Annotated in this window: 27 protein-coding genes; 19 read left to right on the forward strand and 8 right to left on the reverse strand. The window is 68.3% G+C overall.

Annotated features, from left to right (window positions below):
• Positions 1-43: 43 nt before the first annotated feature.
• From ispH to rnhA, 3 genes are read left to right on the forward strand one after another with little or no spacing between them, the layout of a single operon-like run.
• Positions 44-991 (forward strand): 4-hydroxy-3-methylbut-2-enyl diphosphate reductase, encoded by a 948-nt coding sequence (gene ispH / locus VF592_RS00540; protein ID WP_414714113.1) that lies wholly within the window; start codon positions 44-46, stop codon positions 989-991.
• Positions 991-1,941, forward strand: coding sequence for a homoserine kinase (gene thrB / locus VF592_RS00545; protein WP_331003640.1), 951 nt, complete (start codon positions 991-993; stop codon positions 1,939-1,941). The genes ispH and thrB overlap by 1 nt, the downstream gene beginning before the upstream one ends.
• On the forward strand, positions 1,938-2,396 hold the full coding sequence (gene rnhA / locus VF592_RS00550; RefSeq protein WP_331003641.1) for a ribonuclease HI: 459 nt from the start codon (positions 1,938-1,940) through the stop codon (positions 2,394-2,396). The genes thrB and rnhA overlap by 4 nt, the downstream gene beginning before the upstream one ends.
• On the opposite strand, the gene VF592_RS00555 is transcribed toward rnhA, so the two are convergent.
• Positions 2,375-3,451, reverse strand: a complete 1,077-nt coding sequence (locus VF592_RS00555) for an FAD-binding oxidoreductase (protein ID WP_331003642.1) — start codon at positions 3,449-3,451, stop codon at positions 2,375-2,377. The two genes, rnhA and VF592_RS00555, sit on opposite strands and share 22 nt — an antisense overlap.
• A complete protein-coding gene (locus VF592_RS00560; RefSeq protein ID WP_331003691.1) occupies positions 3,448-4,383 on the reverse strand; it encodes an alpha/beta hydrolase in 936 nt (311 codons plus the stop codon). Before VF592_RS00560 ends, VF592_RS00555 begins: the two co-directional genes overlap by 4 nt.
• A gap of 51 nt (positions 4,384-4,434) precedes the next feature.
• On the opposite strand from VF592_RS00560, the gene VF592_RS00565 reads away from it, so the two are divergent.
• Genes VF592_RS00565 through VF592_RS00600 form a run of 8 tightly spaced genes read left to right on the forward strand, consistent with a single transcriptional unit; the run spans position 4,435 to position 12,180 of the window.
• The gene (locus VF592_RS00565; RefSeq protein WP_331003643.1) at positions 4,435-4,911 is read left to right on the forward strand and encodes an A24 family peptidase; all 477 of its coding nucleotides are present in this window, start codon (positions 4,435-4,437) and stop codon (positions 4,909-4,911) included.
• Between the two features lie 42 nt (positions 4,912-4,953).
• Positions 4,954-6,003: a Flp pilus assembly protein CpaB gene (gene cpaB / locus VF592_RS00570; protein ID WP_331003644.1), complete on the forward strand. Its 1,050-nt coding sequence runs from the start codon at positions 4,954-4,956 to the stop codon at positions 6,001-6,003.
• A gap of 1 nt (position 6,004) precedes the next feature.
• Complete coding sequence (locus tag VF592_RS00575) at positions 6,005-7,561, forward strand: type II and III secretion system protein family protein (RefSeq protein ID WP_331003645.1); 1,557 nt, start codon at positions 6,005-6,007, stop codon at positions 7,559-7,561.
• A 27-nt stretch (positions 7,562-7,588) separates the two neighbouring features.
• Complete coding sequence (locus tag VF592_RS00580) at positions 7,589-8,221, forward strand: CpaD family pilus assembly protein (protein WP_331003646.1); 633 nt, start codon at positions 7,589-7,591, stop codon at positions 8,219-8,221.
• Positions 8,218-9,507, forward strand: a complete 1,290-nt coding sequence (locus VF592_RS00585) for a pilus assembly protein CpaE (protein WP_331003647.1) — start codon at positions 8,218-8,220, stop codon at positions 9,505-9,507. Before VF592_RS00580 ends, VF592_RS00585 begins: the two co-directional genes overlap by 4 nt.
• Positions 9,508-9,562: 55 nt before the next feature.
• A complete protein-coding gene (locus tag VF592_RS00590; protein WP_331003648.1) occupies positions 9,563-10,537 on the forward strand; it encodes a type II secretion system F family protein in 975 nt (324 codons plus the stop codon).
• Between the two features lie 12 nt (positions 10,538-10,549).
• On the forward strand, positions 10,550-11,548 hold the full coding sequence (locus tag VF592_RS00595; protein WP_331003649.1) for a type II secretion system F family protein: 999 nt from the start codon (positions 10,550-10,552) through the stop codon (positions 11,546-11,548).
• A gap of 53 nt (positions 11,549-11,601) precedes the next feature.
• Positions 11,602-12,180 (forward strand): hypothetical protein, encoded by a 579-nt coding sequence (locus tag VF592_RS00600; RefSeq protein ID WP_331003650.1) that lies wholly within the window; start codon positions 11,602-11,604, stop codon positions 12,178-12,180.
• On the opposite strand, the gene VF592_RS00605 is transcribed toward VF592_RS00600, so the two are convergent.
• From VF592_RS00605 to VF592_RS00625, 5 genes are all read right to left on the reverse strand, one after another.
• The gene (locus VF592_RS00605) at positions 12,177-12,704 is read right to left on the reverse strand and encodes a DUF1254 domain-containing protein (protein ID WP_331003651.1); all 528 of its coding nucleotides are present in this window, start codon (positions 12,702-12,704) and stop codon (positions 12,177-12,179) included. The genes VF592_RS00600 and VF592_RS00605 overlap by 4 nt on opposite strands.
• Positions 12,701-13,276, reverse strand: coding sequence for a DUF1214 domain-containing protein (locus tag VF592_RS00610; protein WP_331003652.1), 576 nt, complete (start codon positions 13,274-13,276; stop codon positions 12,701-12,703). The genes VF592_RS00605 and VF592_RS00610 overlap by 4 nt, the downstream gene beginning before the upstream one ends.
• A gap of 10 nt (positions 13,277-13,286) precedes the next feature.
• Positions 13,287-15,947, reverse strand: a complete 2,661-nt coding sequence (gene ppdK, locus VF592_RS00615; RefSeq protein ID WP_331003653.1) for a pyruvate, phosphate dikinase — start codon at positions 15,945-15,947, stop codon at positions 13,287-13,289.
• A gap of 66 nt (positions 15,948-16,013) precedes the next feature.
• Positions 16,014-18,557 (reverse strand): glycine--tRNA ligase subunit beta, encoded by a 2,544-nt coding sequence (glyS, locus tag VF592_RS00620; protein WP_331003654.1) that lies wholly within the window; start codon positions 18,555-18,557, stop codon positions 16,014-16,016.
• A gap of 200 nt (positions 18,558-18,757) precedes the next feature.
• Entirely contained in the window at positions 18,758-19,633 is an 876-nt protein-coding gene (locus VF592_RS00625) for a glycine--tRNA ligase subunit alpha (protein ID WP_331003692.1), read from the reverse strand.
• Between the two features lie 154 nt (positions 19,634-19,787).
• Here VF592_RS00625 and VF592_RS00630 point away from each other — a divergent pair, with 154 nt between their 5' ends.
• From VF592_RS00630 to VF592_RS00665, 8 genes are all read left to right on the forward strand, one after another.
• Entirely contained in the window at positions 19,788-19,991 is a 204-nt protein-coding gene (locus VF592_RS00630) for a helix-turn-helix transcriptional regulator (RefSeq protein ID WP_331003655.1), read from the forward strand.
• Complete coding sequence (locus tag VF592_RS00635) at positions 19,981-20,385, forward strand: hypothetical protein (protein WP_331003656.1); 405 nt, start codon at positions 19,981-19,983, stop codon at positions 20,383-20,385. Before VF592_RS00630 ends, VF592_RS00635 begins: the two co-directional genes overlap by 11 nt.
• Before the next feature lie 34 nt (positions 20,386-20,419).
• Complete coding sequence (locus tag VF592_RS00640) at positions 20,420-21,328, forward strand: TraB/GumN family protein (RefSeq protein WP_331003657.1); 909 nt, start codon at positions 20,420-20,422, stop codon at positions 21,326-21,328.
• Between the two features lie 118 nt (positions 21,329-21,446).
• The gene (locus tag VF592_RS00645) at positions 21,447-22,121 is read left to right on the forward strand and encodes a 50S ribosomal protein L25/general stress protein Ctc (RefSeq protein WP_331003658.1); all 675 of its coding nucleotides are present in this window, start codon (positions 21,447-21,449) and stop codon (positions 22,119-22,121) included.
• A gap of 90 nt (positions 22,122-22,211) precedes the next feature.
• A complete protein-coding gene (gene pth, locus VF592_RS00650) occupies positions 22,212-22,781 on the forward strand; it encodes an aminoacyl-tRNA hydrolase (RefSeq protein WP_331003659.1) in 570 nt (189 codons plus the stop codon).
• Between the two features lie 160 nt (positions 22,782-22,941).
• A complete protein-coding gene (locus VF592_RS00655) occupies positions 22,942-23,142 on the forward strand; it encodes a hypothetical protein (protein WP_331003660.1) in 201 nt (66 codons plus the stop codon).
• A 540-nt stretch (positions 23,143-23,682) separates the two neighbouring features.
• Positions 23,683-24,072: a hypothetical protein gene (locus VF592_RS00660; protein WP_331003661.1), complete on the forward strand. Its 390-nt coding sequence runs from the start codon at positions 23,683-23,685 to the stop codon at positions 24,070-24,072.
• Between the two features lie 40 nt (positions 24,073-24,112).
• On the forward strand, positions 24,113-24,718 hold the full coding sequence (locus VF592_RS00665) for a TIGR02466 family protein (protein ID WP_331003662.1): 606 nt from the start codon (positions 24,113-24,115) through the stop codon (positions 24,716-24,718).
• On the opposite strand, the gene VF592_RS00670 is transcribed toward VF592_RS00665, so the two are convergent.
• Positions 24,702-25,310: a phosphatase PAP2 family protein gene (locus VF592_RS00670; protein ID WP_331003663.1), complete on the reverse strand. Its 609-nt coding sequence runs from the start codon at positions 25,308-25,310 to the stop codon at positions 24,702-24,704. The two genes, VF592_RS00665 and VF592_RS00670, sit on opposite strands and share 17 nt — an antisense overlap.
• Between the last annotated feature and the right edge of the window lie 15 nt (positions 25,311-25,325).

The following is a 25,325-nucleotide window of genomic DNA, read 5'->3' on the forward strand; positions in this document are numbered from 1 at the left end:
CCGGCTTTCGCGCGCGCAAGCAATGGCGTAGGGCGCGACTATCGTGACCAAGCCCATCCTGCAGCTCCTGATCGCCGCGCCCCGCGGCTTTTGCGCCGGCGTCGACCGTGCCATCCGCATCGTCGAACTCGCGATCGAGAAGCACGGCGCCCCCGTCTATGTGCGCCACGAGATCGTTCACAACCGTTTCGTCGTTGACTCGCTGCGGGCCAAGGGCGCGGTGTTCGTGGAGGAGCTGGACGAGGTTCCCGACGGCGCCTCTGTCGTCTTCTCGGCGCACGGCGTGCCGAAATCGGTGCCCGCAGCCGCGCAAATGCGCGCGCTCGACTATCTCGACGCGACCTGCCCGCTCGTGTCGAAAGTGCATCGTCAGGCCGAGCGGCTGGTCGCGGCGGGACGCCACATCATATTCATCGGCCATGCCGGGCATCCCGAGGTCATCGGCACCTTCGGCCAGGTGCCGACGGGAACGATGACGCTCGTCGAGACGGTCGCGGACGCGATGGCGCTGCAGGTCGCCGACCCGGCCAACCTGTCGTTCCTGACGCAGACCACGCTGTCGGTCGACGATACCGCCGAGATCGTCGCGACGTTGCACCGACGCTTTCCGGCGATCGACGCGCCGCGCGGCGAGGACATCTGCTACGCCACGTCGAACCGGCAAGCCGCGGTCAAGGCGATCGCCGCCCGATGCGACGCGGTGCTGGTGATCGGGGCGCCCAATTCGTCAAACTCGGTCCGGCTGGTCGAGGTCGCCGAGCGGGAGGGCGTGCGCGCGATGCTGATCCAGCGCGCGTCCGAGCTGGATTGGGCCTTTCTGGACGGCGTGGGCACGTTGGGGATCACGGCCGGCGCGTCCGCGCCCGAACTGCTGGTGCGCGAGCTGGTCGAGCGGCTGGGCGAGCGGTTCGAGGTGATCGAGCGCGAGGAAGAGACCACGCGCGAGACGATCGCCTTCAAGCTGCCGCGCGGGCTCGAAGCCGCCGCCTGATGGCGGTATACACGCACGTCTCGGCGGAGGCGCTGGCGGGGTTCCTGGCGCGCTACGATGTCGGGGAGCTGACATCCGCTAAAGGGATCGCGGAAGGTGTCGAGAATTCCAACTACATGGTCGACACGACCGGCGGCCGGTTCTTTCTGACTTTGTACGAAAAGCGCGTGGACGAGGGCGACCTGCCCTTCTTCTTCGCGCTGCTTGACCATTTGTCGACGCGGGGGCTGCCCGTGCCCCGGACTTTGCGCGACCGGGACGGTGCGGCGATTCAGACTCTCGCGGGGCGACCTGCCTGTCTGATCGAGTTCCTGACAGGCGTGTCCGTGTCGCACCCGACGCCGGGACAGGCGCACGCGGTAGGCGCGGCGATGGGGCGGATGCACCAGGGCATGGCGAGCTTCGATGGCGTGCGCTCCAATCAATTGGGCGTGTGGAACTGGCGTCCGCTGCTCGACCGCTGCGGGACGGGAATGGACGCGATCGAGCCGGGGCTCCACGCGCGGGTGGACATGGCGCTGGAGCGGGTGGAGACCGGCTGGCCCGCGACATTGCCCGTCGCGACGATCCACGCCGATCTGTTCCCCGACAACGTCCTGATGCGCGGTAACGAAGTGACCGGGCTGATAGACTTCTATTTCGCGTGCACGGAGATACGTGCATATGACCTGGCAGTGATGCATTCGGCCTGGGCGTTCGACGCGACGGGTACGCGCTACGATGCGGAGGTCGGGCGGGCGTTGATCGACGGCTATGATGAGGCGTTCGGGCTGAACGCGCGAGAACGCGCCGCGCTGTCGGTGCTGGCGCGGGGAGCCTGTATCCGTTTCCTGCTGACGCGGGCCTGGGATTGGCTGAACACCCCGACCGACGCGGTCGTGACGCGCAAGGACCCGCTCGCCTATCTGCGCCGGCTGGATCGATATGAAGCGGAGGATATGTTCGCGTGACCGTTGAGAAGCTTGCAGAGGTGGAGATCGCCACCGACGGCGCGTGCAAGGGCAATCCCGGTCCCGGCGGCTGGGGCGCGCTGATCAGGGCAGGCGGGCGCGAGAAGGAGCTATCCGGGGCGGAGAATCCGAGCACCAACAACCGCATGGAGCTGACCGCCGCGATTGAGGCGCTGAACGCACTCACCCGCCCCTGTTCGGTCAAACTATCGACCGACAGTCGGTACGTGATGGACGGGCTGACTAAATGGATTCACGGGTGGCAGCGCAATGGCTGGCGGACGGCGGACAAGAAGCCGGTCAAGAATGCCGAGCTTTGGCAGGCGCTGCTCGCGGCCGCCAAGCCGCACCGGATCGAATGGCTCTGGGTGAAAGGCCATGCGGGGCATCCCGACAACGAACGCGCGGACCGGCTGGCGAGCGACGCCGCAAGTCAGAAACGGCCGGGGGCGTAGCGTTCCGCGTGAAGGCCGGGCGCCACGCTCCCGTCCAGGATGAGCGCGGCGCAAAGCGCCGCCGCGGCGGGGGCGGTCTGGATCCCGAAGCCACCTTGGCCCGCGCACCAGAAAAAGCCGGGCTCCTGCGGGTCGAAGCCATAGGCGGGGAGCCGGTCGGGCGCGAAGGACCGCAGCCCCGCCCATTTGCGCTCGACCGCCGCGACACGCCAGTCGACCACGCCTTCGAACCGGTCAATCGCGATCGCCACGTCCAACTCGTCGGGCGCGGCGTCGCACGGATCGGTCGGCGTCTCGTCATGCGGGCTGAGCCAGAGGCGTCCGCCCGCTTCGGGCTTGAAGTAGAAGCGCCCGGCAATGTCGGCGACGTGCGGGAGATCGGCGGGCGCTCCCGGATCGGTGCGAAGTTGCGCGATCGTGCGCCGATAGGAGCGGATTCCGAGCGGGCGGACGCCCGCGCGCCGGGCGACAATGTCGGCCCAGGCGCCCGCCGCATCGACGAGCAGCGCCGCCTTGATCGGCCCGGCGGGCGTGTCGATCCGCCAGCCGCCATTCTCGCGGCGTGCGGCCTCGACTCCGGCATTGGTCATGACTCCGGCGCCAGCTTGCCGGGCAACGGCCAGACGATCGGCATGGAGGCCGGCCACGTCGATATAGGCACAGCTCGGCTCCAACACGCCGAGCGTCCATTCGGCACGCAGGCCCGGTATGATGGCGGCGGGATCGACGGCGGTGAGCGTCACGTCGGATCCGGCAAAGGCCTGCAGGAGATCATCGACCGCGGGCGCGTCCTCCGCCCGACCGATATGGATCGACCCGAGCGGTTGCAGGAACCCGCCAACGCTTAGTGTCGGCCCCGACAGGGTGGTGAGCGGCTGGACGCCCGGGCCGCCGTAAGTTTCCGACCAGAAGGCGGCGGAGCGCCCGGTCGCGTGATAGCCGGCCACCTCCTCCGATTCTAAGAGCACGACGCGGGCATGGGGCGCGAGTTCGGCGGCGAGGCTGGCCCCGGCGATGCCGGCGCCGACGATGGCGATATCGTACCCATGCGTCACACCGGTGCGTGCCGATCGAGAAACCCATCGATCGCGGCGAGCGCGCGGTCGCGGACGGGATCGACTTCGCGCAGGATTTCATGCGCGGACTGGGGACCGAAGCGCAGCAGTTCGCCGCGAGGCAGGCGTTGGGCGATGCGGACGGCGGCGCCTGGATCAACGAGCCCGTCGCGATCGGCGACGAGCGTCAGGACGGGGACGGCGAGCGCGTCCAGGCGCGGATCGGCCCCGAGCGCCGCGGTCGAAGCAAACGCCTCGGCGAGCCAGGCCCAGCTGGGCGGGCCGAGGCGGATCTGCGGGCTTTGTTCATACCACCACGCCTCGTCGGCATAGCGATCGCGGTCGGCGGTCAGGAGGCACTGCCGGCTGACCAGCGAGGCGGGACGTTCGTTGCCGCGCCAGGCCGCGCGCGCGGGGTCGCCGCGACCCGCGAGAAAGCGCGCGAGCCGCCCGCCCCAGCGCGCGCCGAGCGGCGAGCGCAGCCCGAGCATCGGCGCGACGAGCACCGCCGCGTCCGACGTGACGGTGCCGTCGACGAGCGCGCGGAGCAGCAGGTGCCCCCCCATCGAATGGCCGATCGCGACACTTGGGCCGGCGGTTCCGGCACTCTCGCGCCAAAACGCCGTCAGGTCGCTCAGATAGGGCGCGAAGCTGCTCGCATGGCCGACATGCGGGTCGGGCGACAGCCGGCCGGAACCGCCCTGCCCGCGCCAGTCGAAGGAGGTCACCGACCAGCCGCGTGCGTGGAAATGCGCAAACGTCTCCAGATATTTCTCGATCACGTCACCGCGCCCGCCCTGGAACAGCAGACGGCCCCGCTTGCCCGGCGAGCGCCAGTCGAAGCGGCGTATCCGCCAGCCATCGGGGGCCAGCCAGTCGGACAAGGTCGCCTCGTCCGGTAACCGGCGGCGGTAGCAGGCGGGTGCGGTCATACCGACCATGGTTACGATTTCGAAAGCCCCCCCGTCTAGCGTGGTCGACGGATGGACTGGAATTCTATCATGCTCTCGGCGCTGCCGGTCCTGCTGGGGGCGCTGCTCCTGTCGGCGGGGTTCGAGGATGTGCGCATCCGCGAGATCGCCAATTGGAAGAACGCGGCCATCGCGCTGCTCGCGCCGCTCTGGTGGTGGGCGTGCGGGCTGGCCTGGTGGCCCGACGTCGTGCTGCAGATGGGCATCGCGCTGGCGATCTTCGGGCTGTTCGCCGGGGCGTTCGCAATGGGGATGATGGGCGGCGGCGACGTGAAGATGATCGGGGCGCTCGCCTTGTGGTTTCCCTTCGCCGCGCTGTCGCAGTTGCTGGTCACCATGTCGCTCGTCGGCGGGCTGATCACGATCGCGCTGATGGTCGAGCAGCGGTGGAAAAAGGGCGAGGTAGAAGTGCCTTACGGGGTGGCGATAGCGATCGCCGGCCTTCTCGCGCTACGCGAACCGATCCTTAACCAGATCGCGCATACTTAATGTCGATGCAACCGACCGCGATCCGAAAGGCACGAGTGAAGCATGGATAGTCGCAAGGTCCTCCTGTTGGCGGGCGCCCTGATCGTCGCGGTTCTTACCGCGCTGATGGCGCGCAGCCTGATGATGGGAAGCTCCGCTCCCGACGTGTCGGCCGCGCCCATGGCCGTCAAGATCGACGGGCCGGAGGTGCTGGTCGCCACGCGCCCGCTGCCGGTCGGCACGATCCTGGACGCCACGGCGCTGAAATTCCAGCCCTGGCCCAAGGAGCTGGTCGACAACGCTTATTTCATCAAGGAGCAGACCGATCTGGCGTCCTTGCTTGGCACGGTGGTCCGCAACCCGGTGACCGCCGGGCAGCCGGTCACCAAGGGTGCGTTGGTCAAGCCGGGCGATCGAGGCTTCCTGGCCGCGGCGCTGGGGCCGGGCATGCGCGCGGTGACCTTTCCCGTTTCGGGAGCCAATTCGGTCGCAGGCTTCGTATTCCCCGGCGACCGCATCGACCTGGTGCTGACGCAGCAGGTCAAGGGCGGCGGCGATGGTGATCCGCTGAAGGTGTCCGAGACGATCATGCGCAACGTCCGCGTGCTCGCCACCGACCAGCGTACCGACAACCAGACGGGCGAGGACGGCAAGACCGTGGTCACCACCTTCAACACCGTCACGGTCGAGGCCACGCCCAAGATCGCCGAACAGGTGGCCGTGGCGCAGACGATCGGATCGCTGTCGATCTCGCTTCGGTCGATCGCGGACGACCGCGCCGAGCTTGAGGAGGCGATCGCCAGCGGCGCCATCAAGGTGCCCGACAGCGCCGACCTCGCCAAAAATCCGGCGGCGGAGCGCGACATGATGCTGCGCGTCGCCAGCCAGCCGCAAACGGGCAATCCCACCTTCGCCACGGGCGCCGACGTGTCGCGCTTCCAGCGCCGCAGCGTGCCGTCCAGGCCCGCGGGCCAAGGCGCGGGCACCACCATCTCGGGACCGACGACGGTCGTCGGTCCCGCCGTTCAGCCCGGCACGCCCGTTGTGTCGGGACCCGTCGTGCGGATCGCGCGCGGCAACACTGTGACCGTCGTTTCGGTCGGGGGGAAGTAGGATGCGCACTGCGTCGATAACGGCCAGGTCGCTGGCCACCATCATGGCGGCCGCGATCCTGGCGGGTGCCGCTCCGGGCGGCGCGAGCTCCGCCGGGGCCCAGGGTCCTGCCGCGAGCATGACGGCGGGGGCCACGGTGGTCCAGGTCGGGACCGGCCGGGGGCGGCTGATCACGCTGGCCCGCCCGATGAGCGACCTGTTCGTCGCGGACGACGGCATCGCCGACGTCCAGGTGCGATCGCCCACCCAGCTCTATGTCTTCGGCAAGAAGCCGGGCGAGACCACGGTGTCGGCGACGGCCAAGGGCGGCGCGGTGTTGTTCCAGGCAAATGTCCGCGTCGGCAATAATTTCGACTCGCTGGGCGGGATGCTGGCGCTGGCGATGCCCGAGGCCAAGATCGTCGCGACGCCCATGAACGGGCTGGTCCTGCTGACCGGCACCGTCGCCGCGCCCGAAGACGCCGCCGAGGCCGAACGCCTGGTCCAGGCGTTCGTAGGCGACTCGACCAAGGTGCTATCGCGCCTCAAGACCGCCACCCCGCTCCAGGTGAACCTGCAGGTGCGGATCGCGGAGGTGAGCCGCAGCTTCGTGAAGAACATTGGCATGAACCTGCAGAGTCGAGACAGCACGGGCGGGTTCAAGTTTGGCATCGCGCAGGGCCGAGGTGCGGGTACGCAGTTCATTCCCGGCGGCGCGCTTTCGACGGGCTTCACCTCGCCTTCCGCAAGCGGGGTGACGAAGGCGGGCATCGGCACCACGCTCGGCCTCGCGGGGAATCTACTCGGCCTCGACTTGCTCAGTGCGATCGACCTGGGCGAGACGATCGGCCAGGTGTCGACGCTGGCCAATCCTAACCTGACCGCCTTGTCGGGTGAGACGGCGACCTTCCTGGCGGGTGGCGAAATTCCGATCCCGCTGAGCCAGGGTTTGGGCGCCGTATCGGTCGAGTTCAAGCAATATGGCATCAGTCTCGCCTATACGCCCACTGTCCTGTCCGACGGGCGCATCAGCCTGCGCGTCCGTCCGGAAGTGTCGCAGATCACCTCGGAGGGCGCGGTCCAGATCAACGGCACCACCATCCCCGCGCTCAGCACCCGGCGCGCGGAGACGACGCTGGAGCTGGGATCGGGCCAGAGCATGATGATCGCTGGACTGCTACAGAACAGCCACAACAACTCGGTCGACAAGACACCCGGTCTCGGCAATCTGCCGGTCCTGGGCGCGCTGTTTCGGTCCACCAGCTTTCGGCGCAACGAGACGGAGCTGGTTATCATCATCACCCCGTATTTGGTAAAGCCGGTCAACAACGCCGCCGACATCGCGCTGCCGACCGACGGCTACAAGTCCGCGAGCGATCTGCAACAGGCGTTGCTGGGGCGGATCGACGGTGGCCAAGGAGGTCACCGCCCGGTGCCGACTGTGGCCGGTGCCGCTGACGCGTCGCCTGCGATCGGCGTGGCCGCCCCGGTCGCGCCGTCGCCGCTCGTCGGTCGCCGGCCCACCCCATCGCGTTCGCGCCCCGATAAGCGCGCTGTCGCGCCGGGCTTTTCCAACTGATCACGCCGCATGCGAGGACCTATCCCCATGACCAGACGTTCCCTTCTACTAGCGGCCGCCAGCGCCGCCCTGTTGCTCGGCGGGTGCATGGGCACGGAGAACCGTGGCCTCGAATCGGTTCATCAGCCGGTCGTGGACCGGTCGGACTACGCGCTTGACCTGCAGGTCGCAGGCGAGATGTTGGCGCGGGGCGAGCAGGCACGACTTGCCGGCTGGTTCGACGCCATGCGGCTGGGATATGGCGACCGGGTCTCGGTCGATGACGGCGACGAAGGCCTGGGCGCACGCGCCCAGGTCGGCGGGATCGTCGCGGAATATGGTCTGCTGATCGCCGACGCCGCGCCCATCACCGCCGCGCCCGTCACGCCGGGCACGGTGCGCGTCCTGGTCAGCCGGATGCAGGCATCCGTGCCGGGTTGCCCGGACTGGACGCGCGACGCATCGCTCGAAATGAGCGGCAACACCTCGTCCAATCAGGGCTGCGCCGTGAACAGCAATCTTGCCGCGATGATTGCCAATCCGGCGGACCTGGTGCGCGGTCGGACCGGCGCGGGCGCACTCGACCCCGTGCTATCGTCCAAGGCGATCGACTCCTATCGCAAGGCGGCCCCCACGGGTGCCGGCGGCCTCAAGGGCCAGAGCGCGGGAGGTGGCAAATGAACGCACCCTGGAAACCCGCCGGGGCGGGCACGCGCGAACCGTTCATGGCGTTCGTGTGCGACGACAATACGGTCGACTCGGTCCGGCCGATCACGCTGGAACTCGGCTGGAACCCGGACAAGGTCAACAAGGGCGGTCTGCGGAACGCGGTGCAGACCCTGTCCGTATCGGCGAGCCCGCACATCCTGTTCGTGGATCTGTCCGAGTCCGGCGACCCGCTGGGCGACATTAATTCCCTTGCGGAAGTTTGCGAGCCGGGCACGGTCGTGATCGCGGCGGGCCAGGTCAACGATGTACGGCTCTACCGCGACCTGGTCGCCAGCGGCATCCAAGATTACCTGCTGAAGCCGCTGTCGCCGGACATGATGCGCGACGCGTTCAGCCACGCCCAGGCGATGCTCAATTCACCGCGCCCCGTCGAGGTCGGCGTCGAGCGGCCGCATTGCTCGACCGCCGTGATCGGCACGCGCGGCGGCGTGGGGGCGTCGACGCTGGCGACCTCGCTCGCCTGGCTGATTTCGGAAAAGGAGGGGCGCTCGACCGCGTTGCTCGATCTCGACGTGCACTTCGGCACGGGGGCGCTCGCGCTCGATCTGGAGCCGGGGCGCGGGCTGACCGACGCGATCGAGAATCCGAGCCGGATCGACGGCCTGTTCATCGAGCGCGCGATGGTGAAGGCGTCCGAAAAGCTGGCGGTGTTGTCGGCCGAGGCGCCGATCAGCGCACCGGTGTTGACCGACGGCACAGCCTTTTATCAGTTGCAGGAGGAGATGCGCGCCGCCTTCGAGGCGACGGTGGTCGACCTGCCGCGGGCGATGCTGGTTCTTCACCCCCATCTGATCAACGATGTTCAAGTGGCGGTGGTCGTCGCCGAACTGACGCTGGCGGCGGCGCGCGACACGATCCGCATCCTGTCCTGGATGAAGACGAACGCGCCCAATACCCAGGTGATCGTCGTCGCCAACAAGCTTCACCCATCCGCGCAGCTGGAGATCAGCCGAAAGGACTTCGAGGGATCGATCGAACGCAAGATCGACGTGGCGATCCCGTTCGACCAGAAGCTTGCCTCGCAGTCGGCAAAGCTGGGCAAGCCGATGGCGGAGGCGGGGCGGAACAGCAAGACGGTCGCCCCGCTGCTCGAACTGCTGGCCCAGGTCGTCGGCGCGGCCGAGACGCAGGCGGAAAACGTCAAGCCGGGCAAGGCGAAGGACATGAACGGCGCGAAAGGCGGTTCGCTGCTCGGGAGCCTGAAGGGCATGATGTCCAGGAAGACGGACAGGAAGTGATGCCGACCCGTCGGTCGCACCGCGACGACGAAGGCCAAGGGGATAGGCGCGCACGATGGAACTGATGCCGATCTTGATGGTGGCGCTGGGCGCGGCCTCGGTGCTGGGGATGGTGGCGTTCGCCTTTGCGGGCCCATCCACGCAGCGCGCCCAGACGCGCCGGCTCGCGGGTGTCCGGGGCCGACACGGCGACGCTCGCGTGGTCGCGCTCGACACCCAACTGCGCAAGATCACCAACGCGCGGGATACCCGGATGGACCTGGCGATCGGCCGCATCCTGCCCAACCGCGCCATTCTGGCGAAGCGGCTGGCGATGACCGGCAAGGACTGGACGGTGGGCCAGTACGGGATGGCGAGCGCGGGTATAGCGGTGGTGGTGGCCGGGCTTTCGGCGCTTCAGGGGCTGCCGATCCTGCTCGCGTTGATGCTCGGCTCCGCATTGGGCATCGGCATCCCGCACTTCACCGTCAGCATCACGATCAACCGCCGGGTCGGCAAATTCACGACGAAATTCCCCGACGCGATCGAGCTGCTGGTTCGTGGCCTTCGGTCGGGTCTGCCGATTTCCGAGACGATCGGCGTCGTCGGCCAGGAGGTCGCCGGGCCGGTCGGCGAGGAGTTCCGCGCGATCGCCGACAAGATGAAGATCGGGCGATCGATGGACGCAGCCTTGCAAGAGACCGCCGATCGGCTGGGCACGCCCGAGTTCCAGTTCTTCGTCATCACCATCGCGATCCAGCGCGAGACGGGCGGCAATCTGGCCGAGACGCTCGCCAACCTAGCCGAGGTGCTGCGCAAGCGCGCGCAGATGAAGCTGAAGATCGCCGCGATGTCGTCCGAGTCCAAGGCATCGGCCTACATCATAGGCTCGCTGCCCTTCATCGTGTTCGTGATGATCTACAACATCAACCAGGGTTACATGATGCAGTTCTTCATCGACCAGCGGCTGATCGCGACGGGGCTGGGCGGCATGGTTTGGATGGCGATCGGCGCCGCCATCATGGCCAAAATGATCCGGTTCGAGATTTAAGGACGCGTGACGATGGGCGAGGGACAAGGACCGACGCTGCTGGGCGTCGACGTGATGTGGGCGGCGACGTTGCTGGCCACCGTCGCCACGCTCGCGGTGATGCTGGCGCTCTACGCGGCGGTGACCGTGCGCGACCCGATGGCCAAACGCGTCAAGGCGCTCAACGACCGGCGCGAGCAGCTGAAGGCGGGCATCACCGCATCAACCAAGCGCCGCGCCAAGCTGGTCCAGCGCAACGAGACCACCGACTGGATCCGCGGATTCCTGCAGGGCATGAAGGTCCTGCAGGACGACCAGGTCAAGGCCGCGCAGATCAAGCTGGCACAGGCCGGCATACGGTCCAAGGAATGGGCGGTGGCGGTCATCTTCGGCCGGCTGGTCCTGCCGATCGTGCTGGGCGGCGCCATGGCGTTCTGGGTCTATGGCACGGACGCGTTCGCGGACTGGACCACGCTCAAGCGCTATGGGCTGGTCGCGGGCAGCCTGATCCTATCCTACAAGGCACCCGATCTTTTCCTGAAGAACAAGATCGGCAAGCGATCGGATGCGATCCGCAAGGGGCTGCCCGACGCGCTCGACCTTCTCGTCATCTGCGCGGAAGCCGGGTTGACGGTGGATGCGGCGTTCCACCGCGTCGCGAAGGAACTGGGGCGCGGCTATCCGGAGCTGGGCGACGAGTTCACGCTGACCGCGATCGAACTGGGCTTTCTGACCGACCGTCGGACCGCGTTCGAGAATCTGGCGACCCGGGTCGACCTCGACGCGGTGAAAGGCGTGACGACGACGATGATCCAGACGGAGAAATACGGCACCCCCCTCGCCTCGGCCTTGCGTGTGCTGTCGGCCGAATTCCGCAACGAGCGCATGATGCGGGCGGAGGAAAAGGCCGCGCGACTGCCCGCGATCATGACGGTGCCGCTGATCCTGTTCATCCTGCCGGTGCTGTTCGTGGTCATTCTGGGGCCGGCGGCCTGTTCGATCTCCGACACGATGACGAGCGGCGCGCTCTAAGGGGCAACCCGGGGCCGTGTGGATCGTTGGGGTTCCGTAACGGGAGAAAACCGATGTTCACGACGCCTTCGGAATGGGTCGCGCTCGCGTTGGCGCTGCTGGGTGGGCTGCTGCTCGGGCTGGCGCTCGCGTCGCGCGGGCGCAAATGGCAGCAACGCTATGTCACCGAGCGCGACGCCCATGCAGCGTCGCGGCGCGACGCGGAGTCGCGCGTGGCGGGTTACGATGCGCGCATCCGCGAGCTGGAGGCCAGCCATGCACGGCTTTCGCAATCCGAGACGCGGACCGCCGAGCTCGAACGCGAACGCGAAAGCTATGCGGCGGAGCTGGCGCGGGAGCGCGAGGCGGTGTCGCTCGCCCATGCACGAACGGCTGAGCTGGAGCGCGAGAGCAGCCGGCCCGTCCAGGCCGATCCGCGCATCGCCGAGCTGGAGCGCGACCGGGTGTCGCTGGCGCGGGCGCAGGCGCGGATCGCCGATCTGGAGCGGGAGAATGCGCGGCTGAGCCAAACGGCTTCGGCGAGCGGGCAGCCGGCGATGCCCCTTACCCGGCGGGTGATCGGCGACCGGCCCAAGCGCGACTGGTTCGACTGGGGCCCGGGCTCGGACCCCCGCGCCCACCCGCGCGGCTAGACCCCGAGGATCCGGCAAGTCGCCGCGCGGCGGGCGCGATCGAGGGGCGCGAAGCGGGCGCGGTCCTCGACCAGGACGCGCAGCAACGCGATGCCGCGGGCGCCGTTCACCCGCACGACCTGCGCGCCCGCGGGCACGGGCTGGTTTTGGCCGGCGATGAAGATGCGGACCGGGCCGTCGCCCGTGTCGCGATTGTTGCGGACGAACGCCACGTCGGTGCGGGCGTCGAACACGGACAGGGACCAATAGGGTGCGGACAGCGGCGGTATGACGACCTCGACCGGCCCCGGAGTCAGGTCGAACACGCAGGTGGAATAAGCCAGGTCGGGGCTGGGCCGCACGATCGCGCGCGATGCGGCCGTGGCGAGCGGGGCGTGGGTCATGGCGTTGAAGCGGCCGACGCTCACCACGCGCCGGACCGCGGCCGCCATCAGGAAGCGCGGAGCGTTGACCAGCGCCGCCCGGTAGATGCCATAGCCGAGCAGGATGCCGATCAGCACGGGGAGCAGCCAGCGGCGGATCACGCGCAGGCCTCCCGCACGATCGCCGGGAGCGCCGCGCGGGGCGGGTTGGCCCTGCCCTCGCCCGCCGGTAGATAGGCGCGCAGGGTGAGTTCGAAACGGTCGAGCCCGCCGGTCGGAAGCCAGCGGCCGGGCCGGCGGTCGGGCGCGGCGATGACCGTCCAGCGGGCCAGCTCGGGCGTGGTCAGCGCGGCGCTGCCGATCGAATAGACCTTCGCGTTGTTGGCGACGAGATAGCCGTCCGGGTCGTAAAGCGTCAGACTCCACCAGCGGGCATCGGGCGCGGTGCCGGTGATCCGGTAGCGGCAGCGTCCATCGAGCGGGCGGCCGGCATCGTCGAGCGCGGCGGTATAGTAGCGCGCCTCGCGGGCGGGGAGCGCCAGCAGACCGCGCAGCGCGACAACGGCGCGGGTGCGGGGGCTGGCATCGGCCGTGCCGAAATCGGTGCCGGTCGCCCAGGGGCCGATCCGCTCCGTCGCGCCGAACGCGCCCGCGCGCACCGTCTGGATCGCGGCGCCCAGGCCGAGCGCGACCCCGCCGACGGCGCAGATCGCGTAGCGGAGCCCGGCGCGCATCCCCGCCGCCTCAGCGTCGCAGGGCGGCTTGGGCGGCGGCGAGGCGGGCGATGGGGACGCGGTAGGGCGAGGCCGACACGTAATCGAGCTTTACGCCTTCGCAGAAGTCGATGCTGGCCGGGTCGCCGCCATGTTCGCCGCAGATGCCGAGCTTCAGGTCGGGGCGGGTCGCCCTGCCCCGTTCGGCCGCGATCTCGACGAGCTCACCGACCCCCTCCACGTCGAGGCTGACGAACGGGTCGCGGGCGTAGATGCCCTGTCCGACATAGTCGCCCAGGAATCGCGCGGCGTCGTCGCGGCTGACGCCGAGCGTCGTCTGGGTCAGGTCGTTGGTGCCGAAGGAGAAGAATTCGGCGCCGCGCGCGATGTCCCCGGCGCGCAACGCGGCGCGGGGAAGTTCGATCATCGTGCCGACGAGATAGTCGAGGCGGCGGCCGCGCTCGGCGAAAACCGCCTCGGCCACGCGGTCGACGACGGCCTTCATCAGGTCGAGCTCGCGCGCGGTGGCGACGAGGGGGATCATGACCTCGGGGATCGGCGCGTCCCCGGACTTCTCGGCCACGTCGAGCGCGGCCTCGAAGATGGCGCGGGCCTGCATCTCGTAGATTTCGGGATAGGTGACGCCCAGACGGCAGCCCCGGTGACCGAGCATGGGGTTGAATTCGTGGAGCTCGGCGGCGCGGCGCTTGAGCAGGTCGACCCCGACCCCGGCGGCGGCGGCGACATCGGCGAAATCCGCTTCCTCCGTAGGCAGGAATTCGTGCAGCGGCGGGTCTAGCAGGCGGATGGTGCAGGGCAGCCCGGCCATGACCTCGAATATCTCGGCGAAATCGGCGCGTTGTTCGGGGAGCAGCTTGGCGAGCGCGGCGCGGCGGCCGGCCTCGTCGCTGGCCAGGATCATCTGGCGGACCGCGGTGATGCGGGCGGCCTCGAAGAACATGTGCTCGGTGCGGCACAGGCCGATGCCCTCCGCGCCGAAGCCGCGGGCGGTGCGGCAGTCGGCGGGCGTCTCCGCATTGCAGCGGACCTTCATGCGGCGGGCGGCGTCGGCCCATAGCATCAGCGCGCCGAAATCGCCCGACAGTTCGGGCTCGACGGTGGCGACGGCGCCGACCATCACCTCGCCACTCGTGCCGTCGACGGTGAGGAGGTCGCCTTCCGCTACCTCCCGGTCGCCGACCCGCATGACGCGGGTCTTGAGGTCGATCGAGATCGCGCCCGCGCCCGAGACGCAAGGGCGACCCATGCCGCGCGCGACGACGGCCGCGTGGCTGGTCATGCCGCCGCGCGCGGTGAGGATGCCGCGCGCGGCGTGCATGCCGTGGATATCCTCCGGGCTGGTCTCGGTACGGACCAGGATCACCGCGTCGCCGGCGGCGCTGCGCTTCTCGGCGGTGTCGGCGTCGAACACCGCGAAGCCGCTGGCCGCGCCGGGGCTGGCCGGCAGGCCGCGGGTCAGCACGTCGCGCGGCGCGTCGGGATCGAGCGTGGGATGGAGGAGTTGGTCGAGCGCCGAGGCGTCGACGCGCAGCACCGCCTCCGATTGGGTGATCAGCCCTTCGTTCGCCATGTCGACCGCGATCTTGAGCGCGGCCTTGGCGGTGCGCTTGCCGCTGCGGGTCTGGAGCATCCACAGCGCCCCGCGCTCCACGGTGAACTCGATGTCCTGCATGTCGCGGTAATGGCGTTCGAGCGTGTCGAACACGGCGGCGAGCTCGCCGTAAACCTTGGGCATCGCCTCCTCCATGGAAGCGGCGCGGGCGCCCGCGTCCTCGCGGGCCCGGCGCGTCAGATATTGCGGCGTGCGGATGCCCGCCACCACATCCTCGCCCTGGGCGTTGATGAGGAACTCGCCATAATAGGCGCGGTCGCCCTTGGCGGGGTCGCGGGTGAAGGCGACGCCGGTCGCGCTCGTCTCGCCCATGTTGCCGAACACCATCGCCTGGATGTTGACGGCAGTCCCCCAGTCGGCGGGGATGTCGTTGAGGCGGCGATAGACCTTGGCGCGGTCGGACTGCCACGATCCGAAAACGGCGCCCACCGCCCCCCAGAGCTGGTCATGCACACCTTGCGGAAAGGGCCTGTTCCACTGGGCCTCGACGAGCTGCTTATACTCGGCGACGAGTTCCTGGAGGTCGGCGGCCGACAGTTCGGTGTCGAGGGTGAAGCCGCGATCCTCCTTGGCGACCTCCAGCGCTTCCTCGAAGCTGCCATGATCGAGGTCGAGGACGACATCGGCGTACATCTGGATGAAACGACGATAGCTGTCCCAGGCGAAGCGCGGGTCGCCGGACGCCCGGGCCAGGCCCTGTACCGTTTCGTCGTTGAGGCCGAGGTTCAGGACGGTGTCCATCATGCCCGGCATCGACACGCGCGCGCCCGAGCGGACGGACACGAGGAGCGGGTCCGCCGCGTCGCCGAAGCGTTTGCCCGTCACCTGCTCGATATGCGCCAGGCCGGCGGCGACCTCTTCGCGCAAGCTGTCGGGGAAGCGTTCGCCCTCGTCATAATAGCGGGCGCACATCGCGGTCGAGATCGTGAAGCCGGGCGGCACGGGCAGGCCGATCGACGCCATCTCGGCCAGGTTGGAGCCCTTGCCACCGAGCAGGTTCCGGTCGCCCTTGCCGCCGTCGGACACTCCGCCGCCGAAGCGGTACACATATTGCGTCATCGTCGCCCCCCTGCCCGGCCGCGCCGGAAGTTCAATGGAAGTTCAGGCCGAAACGCTCGAGTGCGATCAACCCTCGATCCGCGAGAAATCCGCGACGTTGTGCACCGCGGCACGAACGCGGGCAAGCAGGGCGAGCCGGGCCGCGCGCTTCGCGGGGTCGGGATCGTTCACCGTCACCTTGTCGAAGAACGCGTCGATCGGCGCGCGAAGCGAGGCCAGCGCGGTCATCGCCGCTTCGAAATCCTCGCGCGCGATCGCGGCGGTCGCCATCGGCTCGGCCGAGTCGAGGGCGGTCGCGAGCGCAGCTTCCTCGGGTTCGGGCGTGTAGGACAGCGGATTCTGCTCCCTCCCCCCGCTTGCGGGGAGAGGGGCCGGTTCCGAAGCAGGCGTCCGGTCCTGCCCCTCTCCCCGGAGGGGAGAGGGAGATGCGATCCAGCCTTCCTTCTTCAGGATGTTCGCGGCGCGCTTGTAGCCCGTGAGGAGGTTGGCGCCGTCCTCCGTGCCGACGAAACCCTGGAGCGCGCGGACGCGCGCGAGGAGGCGGACGAGATCGTCCTCGCCCCCGAGCGCGAACACCGCGTCGATCAGGTCGTGGCGGACGCCGGCTTCGCGTTGCTGGACCTTGAGGCGGTCAGCGAAGAAGTCGAGGATCTTCTGCTCGACCCACTTAAAATCCAATATAGTAAAATATGCAGTCTCATCAGCACCGAGTTCACCATACTTAATCTTCTCACTACTGAATGCCAGCTCAAAATCTTTCCACCGCTCCTCAGTATCAAACCACAAAGGGTGAGCAACGTACTCGTCTGTTTCAACTCCGTTCTTTACGCCGTCAAAACGCTCCATCCAAAAGCCGATAGCGCCGAAATCGTCGCTCGATAGAGTTCCCTCTATCAGATCGTCTCGATCACGATAAAAGCCGGATGCGCTCATCCCCCCATGAGGTGGTCGAGCAGCATGAGCGCGGTAGAAGATTTCTAAGGCTTTCGAGATTGGCAGCCGAATCGATTGAGACGAGAGCATCGAGACGACCCCCAACGCAGATCGCCTAAGTGCGAAGGGATCTTTGGAACCCGACGGTAGCTGGTACGCGCCAAAAAAGCCGAACAAGCTATCCAACTTGTCCGCCAGGCTCACCGCCACCGTCACCGGCGCGGTCGGGACGGCGTCGCCCTGCCCCACCGGCTTGTAATGATCGCGGATCGCAGCCGCGACGGCGGGGTGTTCGCCTTGGGCGGCGGCGTAATAGCCGCCCATCAGGCCCTGGAGTTCGGGGAACTCACCGACCATCGCGGTGACGAGATCGGCCTTGCAGAGGCGGGCGGCGCGTTCGGCGAGGTCGGCCAATTCCTCCCCGGCACGGGGAGGGGGACCGCCAGCCACAGGCTGGTGGTGGAGGGGGCCCACCTCTCCAAGGGACGTACCCGTCGAGGGGTGGGCCCCCTCCACCAGCTTCGCTGGTTCCCTTCCCCGTGCCGGGGAGGAATTGGGAACTATCCCCTCCTCCACCAGCCAGCGGGCGAGCTTGGCGACGCGGTCGACCTTGTCGGCTACCGTGCCGAGTTTCTCGTGGAAGACGATGCGGTCGAGCTTTTTGGCCTGTTCCTCGAGCGGGACCTTCAGGTCCTGGTCGTAGAAGAAGCGCGCGTCGGAGAGGCGGGCGGCGAGGACCTTGCGGTTGCCCTCGACGATGCGCGCGCCGTCGTCGTCGGCGTCGATATTAGCGGTGCAGAGGAACGCGTTCGCCAGCTTGCCGTCGGCATCGTGGCAGACGAAATATTTCTGGTTCACGCGGGCGGTGAGCTGGATCACCTCGGGCGGGACCGACAGGAAGTCGGCGTCGAAACGGCCGAGCAGCGGCACGGGCCATTCGGTCAGCCCGGCATTCTCGGCGAGCAGCGCCTCGTCGCGGACGAGCGTCAGCCCGGCCTTGTTGGCGAGGAGCGTCGCGCCGAGGGCGATGGTCTGGGCGCGCTCGGCGGGGTCGACGACGACGTGGCAGGCGCGCAGCTTTTCGACATAATCATGCGCGCCGCCGAGCGTGATGGGACCCGGATGATGGAAGCGGTGGCCGACGGTCGCGGCGCCGGCGGGGATGCCGGCGACCTGGCAGGGCACGATCTCGTCGCCGAACAAAGCGACAATGCCCTGGAGCGGGCGGACCCAGCGGAGCGACTCTGTGGTGGTGGAGGCGGCGCCCCAGCGCATCGACTTGGGCCAGGGAAAGGCGCGGACGATGGCGAGAACGGCGGCGCCGAGCAGGTCGATGGTGGCGCGGCCGGGCCTGGTCGTGACCGCGTAGAACACGCCGTCGCGCTCGGTCAGCTGGTCGCGGGTCAGGCCGGTCTTGCGGAGGAATCCTTCGAGCGCCTGGGGCGGGGCGGACGCGCGCGGGCCCTTCACTTCTTCGCTCGACGCGGGGATTTCGGCGGGGAGGTCGTGGGCGATCAGCGCCAGGCGGCGGGGGGTAGCGTAGGTGACGATCGCGCCGGGGACGATGTCCGCTGCGGCCAGCTCGGCGACGAACAGCCGCTGAAGGTCCTCACGCGCCTTGGCCTGCATCCGCGCGGGAATCTCTTCGGAGCGGAGTTCGAGGAGGAAATCGGGCATTTATGCGTGAGCTGCCAGGATGAACAAGGGTGGTTCACGCGAAGGCACGAAGGCGCGAAGAGAAGGACGATCGAGACAGGCATGAGCGCTCGCGAGCGCCCGCCGGAGGCGCCCGATCATTGCGCTACGCCCGAGATCGCCGCGGTCGATCGAAGTGATCAGCGCCTTCGCGCCTTCGCGCCTCCGCGTGAACATCTTCTTCACGCCGCCCACCCGTTCTTGGTCATCCACGCCGCGCAGGCGCCCTTGGCCAGGTCGCGGACGCGGCCGATATAGGCCTGGCGTTCGGCGACCGAGATCACCCCGCGCGCCTGCAGCAGGTTGAAGGTGTGGCTGGCCTTGATCGCCTGTTCATAGGCGGGGATCGGGAGCGGCACGGCGCGGTCGAGGCAGTTCTCGGACTCGGCGGCGGCCTTGCGGAACTGGTCGAACAAGGTTTCCGTATCGGCGACCTCGAAGTTCCAGGTCGACATCTCGACCTCGTTCTTGTGGAACACGTCGCCATAGGTCACCCCGGCGTCATTGAACGCCAGATCGTACACGCTGTCGACGTCCTGGATGTACATGGCGAGACGTTCGAGCCCGTAGGTCAGCTCGCCCGAGACGGGGCGGCAGTCGAAGCCGCCCATCTGCTGGAAATAGGTGAACTGGGTCACCTCCATCCCGTCGCACCACACCTCCCAGCCCAGCCCCCAGGCGCCGAGCGTCGGCGATTCCCAATCGTCCTCGACGAAGCGGATGTCGTGGAGGAGCGGGTCGATGCCGATCGCGGCGAGGCTGCCAAGATACAGCTCCTGGAGATCGGGGGGGCTGGGTTTCAGGATGACCTGATATTGGTAATAATGCTGAAGGCGGTTGGGGTTCTCGCCGTAGCGGCCGTCGGTGGGGCGACGGCAGGGCTGGACGAAGGCGGCACTCCAGGGATCGGGACCGAGCGCGCGCAGCGTCGTCGCGGTGTGGAACGTCCCCGCCCCCATTTCCATGTCATAGGGCTGGAGGATCAGGCAGCCGCGATCGCTCCAGTAGCGGTGGAGCGCGAGGATCATGTTCTGGAAGCTGAGCGGGGCGGTCACGATGCCCGGCGCTTTGGCGAACGCGCCGGGGGCGGTCAAGCGCGGCGAGGACGCGGGTAGGACAGGCGAACGCGACTTCGTGTCAGTGATGCTTGACAGGTCGGCGACGCGCGATTAGTCAGGTGTCCATGACATACCGACAGGCAGGACTGACCCCGTGAAGAACCGGCTCAAGGTTTTGCGCGCGATGCGCGACTGGAGCCAGGCGGAGCTGGGCGGGCGGCTGGGTGTGTCGCGCCAGGCGGTGAACGCGATCGAGACGGGCAGATACGACCCCTCGCTCCCGCTCGCGTTCAAGCTGGCGCGGCTGTTCGATATGCGGATCGAGGAGATATTCGATGACGGGGGGAATGATGGCTGAAGAGTGGCGCGCGGAGATGGCGACCGCCCGCAAGCGGCGCATGGCCGCGTGGATCGGATCGCCGATCCTGATCGTAGCGGGGCTGGCGATGCTGCGCCTGGGCCTGACCATTGCACCGGGCGGCGTGCGCTGGCTGGTGCTGGCCGCCGGGGGCGCGGCGGCGATCGGCGGGTTCCTATGGGGGACGATCTTCTATCTGCGCGTGGTGGACGAGCAGGAGCGCGAGGCGAACCTGTGGGGTTGTTACGTGGGGATGTGCGTTTATCTGGCCTTGTTCGCGATCCACACCCTGTTCGAGGGACTGAACCAGCCCCCGCCCTTCGGCCATTTCGCGATCTTTTCGGCGACGATGGTGACGGTGATGGGCGTGTTTCTCTGGCGACGCGGTCGTTGACCCGGGCCGACCACGGTATCGGAAGGAATGAAGGATGAACTTGGTGCTGAAATCGAGCCTGACCGCGCTGGGCCTCATGCTGGCTCTCCCCGCCTGCGCGCAGACCGCGCCCAAGCCGGTCGTGGCGGCCGTCAACGATGCCGATCCCGCCTTGTGGGTGGTCAAGGACGCGGACACGACGGTGTATCTGTTCGGGACGGTGCATGTGCTCAAACCCGGGCTGACCTGGTTCGACGAGGCGGTCAGGACCGCGTTCGATCGGTCGGACACGCTGGTGCTGGAGATGATCGAACCCGATCCCGCCGCCATGCAGAAGATCGTCATCGCCAAGGGGCTGTCGACATCGGGGCCGACGCTGACCGAGCAGCTGCCCCCGGCCAAGCGCGCGGCCGTCGCCAAGGCGCTGACCGATGCGGGGCTGCCCCAGGCGGGTTATGACCGGATGAAGCCGTGGCTGGCGGCGATCTCGGCCACGGTGGGGCCGCTGGGCAAGCTGGGCTATGACGCGGCGAACGGGCCGGAGAAGATCCTGACCAAGGCGGCACGCGACGCGCGCAAGCAGGTGGTGGGGCTGGAGACGGCGGAGCAGCAGCTGGGGCTGTTCGACGGGCTGTCGACGCCCGCGCAGATCAGCTTCCTGACGGCCAGCGTCGACGAGCTGTCCAAGATGCCCGGCGAGATGGAGAAGATGGTGGGCAGCTGGTCGCGGGGCGACCCGGCGGCATTGGCGGCGATCATGAACGACAGCCTGGAGAAGACGCCGGAACTCGCCCGCATCCTGCTGTTCGACCGGAACAAGAGCTGGGCCGGGTGGATCGGCGAGCGCATGGCGCGGCCGGGAACGGTGTTCGTCGCGGTCGGTGCGGGGCATCTGGCGGGCAAGGAGGCGGTGCAGGCGCAGCTCGCCCGGCGCGGGCTGAAGGCGGAGCGGGTCAGCTACTGACCCGACCGGGCGCCGCGACTTGCGAAAATCGCCGGTCACGGCTACACGCCCGCGCTTCCGCTCCATGGTCATCCCTGGAGGCGTGGGCGGAAGCATACATTTTTCTCGGAGTACCAGCATGAGCGACCAATTGACGCTCGCAGCCGAGACGCGTGACCGGGTTGGCAAGGGAGCCTCCCGGGCGCTGCGTCGTGATGGCCGCGTGCCCGCCGTGATCTACGGCCAGAAGCAAGAGCCGATCTCGATCCACCTCGAAGCCAAGGCGCTCGCCAAGGCGCTGTCGACCGGCCACTTCATGAACTCGGTCGTGATGATCGAGGGTGCCGGTTCGGGTGCAATCCGCACCCTGCCCAAGGACGTGTCCTTCCACCCGGTCACCGACCGCGCGGTTCATGTCGACTTTCTGCGCATCTCCGAGCACGCCACGGTCACCGTGTCGGTGCCGGTCGTGTTCACCGACGAGGACGAGAGCGCCGGGATCAAGGCGGGCGGCGTGCTGAACGTCACGCGCCACGAGGTCGACCTGATCGTCGACGCGTCGGACATCCCGACCGAGATCGCGATCTCGCTGGCCGGGCGCGAGGTCGGCGACTCGATCCACATCTCCGACGTGACGCTCCCGTCGGGCGCAACCCCGGCGATCACCGACCGCGACTTCGCGATCGCCACCATCGTGCCGCCGACGGTGCCGACCGCCGCCGACGACGCCGCCGACATCGAGGCCGGCGTGCCGACGCTGGACGAGTCGCTCGACGCGACCGGCGACGATGCGGACACGCCCGACCAGGGTTGAGCCGGGCCGTCGGGTTCTATCTGGCGGGTTCGCATCGGGGCAGGGTGGCGGCGACGCTCCCCTGCCCCTTTTTCTTGTCGGGAGTTCGACATGCAGATCTGGGTGGGGCTCGGCAATCCGGGACCGAGCTATGCGATGCACCGGCACAATGTCGGCTTCATGGCGGTCGACGCGATCGCCGAGGTCCATGATTTCGGGCCGACCAGAAAGCAGTTTCAGGGCTGGGTGCGAGAGGGACGGATCGGCGGCGAGAAGCTGCTGCTGCTGAAACCCGCGACCTTCATGAACGAGAGCGGGCGGTCGATCGGCGAGGCGGCGCGCTTCTACAAGCTGGGCGTCGAGGCGCTGACGCTGTTTCACGACGAGCTCGACCTCCAGCCGTTCAAGGTCAAGGTGAAGCGCGGCGGCGGCGCGGCGGGGCATAACGGGTTGCGATCGACCGACCAGCATCTGGGACCCGATTATCGCCGGGTGCGGATCGGCATCGGTCATCCGGGGCACAAGGACCGGGTCAACGGCCATGTGCTGGGGTCCTATGCCAAGGCGGAACTCGATCTCCTGTCCGATCTGCTGGGGGCGGTGGCGGCCGAGGCGGCGTGGCTGGCGGCGGGCGACGATGCCAGGTTCATGAACGAGGTCGCGCTACGGCTGCAGGATTAGGAATGCGAGTTAATCGCAATACTTAGTCTCTGCACCAATATTGAGAGTTAGTCGCAGCTTGAGTGAGAGTTGTTCGCAAAAGTTGTTTGTTGTTGTTTCGGGAACTCTTGCGAGCTACTTCCGTTTCGAGCACCAACTCTCTCAACGACAGGAGCATCCCATGGGCCTCACGACCGCCGGAACCGCCGCTTGCGGCAAGTGCCGCTATTTCGACACGGCCTCGACCGAGTCGACGAGCGCATCGCTCGGCCTGTGCCGCTACAACCCGCCGATCGGCCAGCCCAGCGCGGACAGCCACGGCGTCTGGCCCAAGGTCGAGACGAACGATTGGTGCGGCCATTACGAGCGCGCCGACGCGTAAGCGTTCGCCGCTGGGTTACCGGCCGGAGCCGGGCGTGGGACATGGCCCGCGCCCGGCTTCTTTCGTTCGGGGGCAGCGATGACAGGCGGGTGTACCGCGCTCCACGCTACCTGGAGCGGATCGACATCTTGTTTGGTAATTTATTGCGGTTCACGCGACGACGCGAAGGCGCGAAGAAGGTGCCCGAGCAGCATTAGGGCTTGGTCGCTCCCGCCGGTCAGGTGCCCCGCTGCCACGGCAGGATCCAAATCTTCGCGCCTCCGCGTCTTCGCGTGAACATCCGCGACCGACGATAATATCCGGCGGACGACTCGAACGGATGGCGATCAGGCTGGGTCACGTCTGCCTGCCCTGCTCGCCTTCCGGCGAAGGCCGGGGCCTGGTCGAGATGGCCCATGGCGAAGGCGTGATTCGCTCTGCACCCGTATCGTGACCGAGTCCCGGTGTGAGGATGGGCATCCTCGGCTTAGGACGAAAGGATTGACGGTCTGTCCCGAACCAGTTAGTGAGAGGCATTCTCATTAGCGGGTGTCACCTGCCATGTATGACCTGATCGATCGTTCCGTCTCGGACCTCCCCAGCCTCGACCGTCGCCTGCTCGGTGCGACGCGGGCTTGGGTGCATCAGCTGACGACGGCGGGCGCTGGCACTCCGGCGGCGGCCGATGCGCTGGGCGGCGGGTCGGGCGCGTTCGATGCGGCGATGCGTGCGCTGGACGAGGGATCGACCGACACATTGGTCTTCGAGCGGCCGTGCCAGGCGCTGGTGTCGGAGACCGAGGCGGTGTGGCTGGGCATCTGGCGGCTGGTGCGCGCCGACCGGCTGGGCGCGGCGCAGGCAACGCTCGCCGCGTTGGCCGATGGCGCATCGGCGCGGATGATCTTGGGGGCGATGGTACGCGCGACGGTGGCGCTCCGCTCGGCCGCCTGACGGCGTTGCGTGCCGGCGCCGGGCGTGCTTGGGCGCGGTGATGACGGTTACCGCGCTCTTCCCCACCCTGCTCGATCAGGACGCACTCGGCGACGACGCGCTGACCGCCGAGCTCGAACATTCGGTACGGACGCTGGCGGAGGACGACGGCGCCGGGCGGCGCTGGTGCCGCGAACATGGCTATCGCGGCTATACCTCCTATGCGTCGCTCGACGACCTGCCCCGGCGCGATCCGGCCTTCGCCGACCTGAAGCGGCACCTGGACCGCCGCGTGGCGCGCTTCGCCGAGGCGTGCGCGTTCGATCTGGGCGGGCGCAAGCTCAGGCTCGACAGCCTGTGGGTCAATCTGCTCAAGCCGGGCGGGCATCACGGCGCGCATATCCATCCGCATAGCGTCGTGTCTGGGACGCTCTACCTCGCGCTGCCGCCGGGATCGGGGGCGATCCGGTTCGAGGATCCGCGGCTGGGCCTGATGATGGCGGCTCCCCCCCGCCTCGTCGATGGGCCGGCGGCACTCGCCACCTTCCGCACTGTCGCGCCCGAGCCGGGGACGTTGCTGCTATGGGAGAGCTGGCTGCGCCACGAGGTGCTGTCGCATATCGGCAAGGGCGAGCGGATCAGCGTCAGCTTCAACTATCGGTGGTAGCGAGCCACGCCTCCGTCCGGTCGAGCAGACGCGAGCTGAGCTGTTCGGCCGCCCAGCCGATCACCGCGCCGACGACGATGTCGCTGACGAAATGCTTGGCGCGGGGCACCTGGATCGCGGCGATCGCGATGCTGGCGACGAGCCCCGCCGCGCGTGACCCCGGATAGTCGCGCGCCAGCGCCTGCGTCACCGCCAGCGTGCCCGCCGTGTGCCCCGAGGGGAAGGAGGAGAGTTCGTGCTCGTGGCTGTCGCCCGGCTCCATGCGGTACTCGTGGTCGAGCGCCTGGTCGGGCCGGGTGCGGTCGATCGATCGCTTGATCAGGTTCTTGATGTCGGTCGCCAGCGAATGGGCGGCGAACATCCGCACGCCGTTGCGGGTCAGGCGCGGATCCCTGCGCGCCAGCCCGACCGCCGCCGCCCCGAGCGTCAGCGCGCGGAGCGGCGGCTGGTCGCCGATCTCGCTCAACCAGCCTGCGGCCTTGACGAGCGGGCGGTCGCGGTGATCGTCGATCGCGTCGGTGACCGCGAGGTCGACGCGCTCCACGGCGTCGGCGGCGGATTTGGCGGCGGTGATCGGATCGATGTCGGGCATGTCCGGCTCAACCGG

The sequence above is a fragment of the Sphingomonas sp. genome (assembly GCF_036388435.1).
Lineage (GTDB): Bacteria > Pseudomonadota > Alphaproteobacteria > Sphingomonadales > Sphingomonadaceae > Sphingomonas.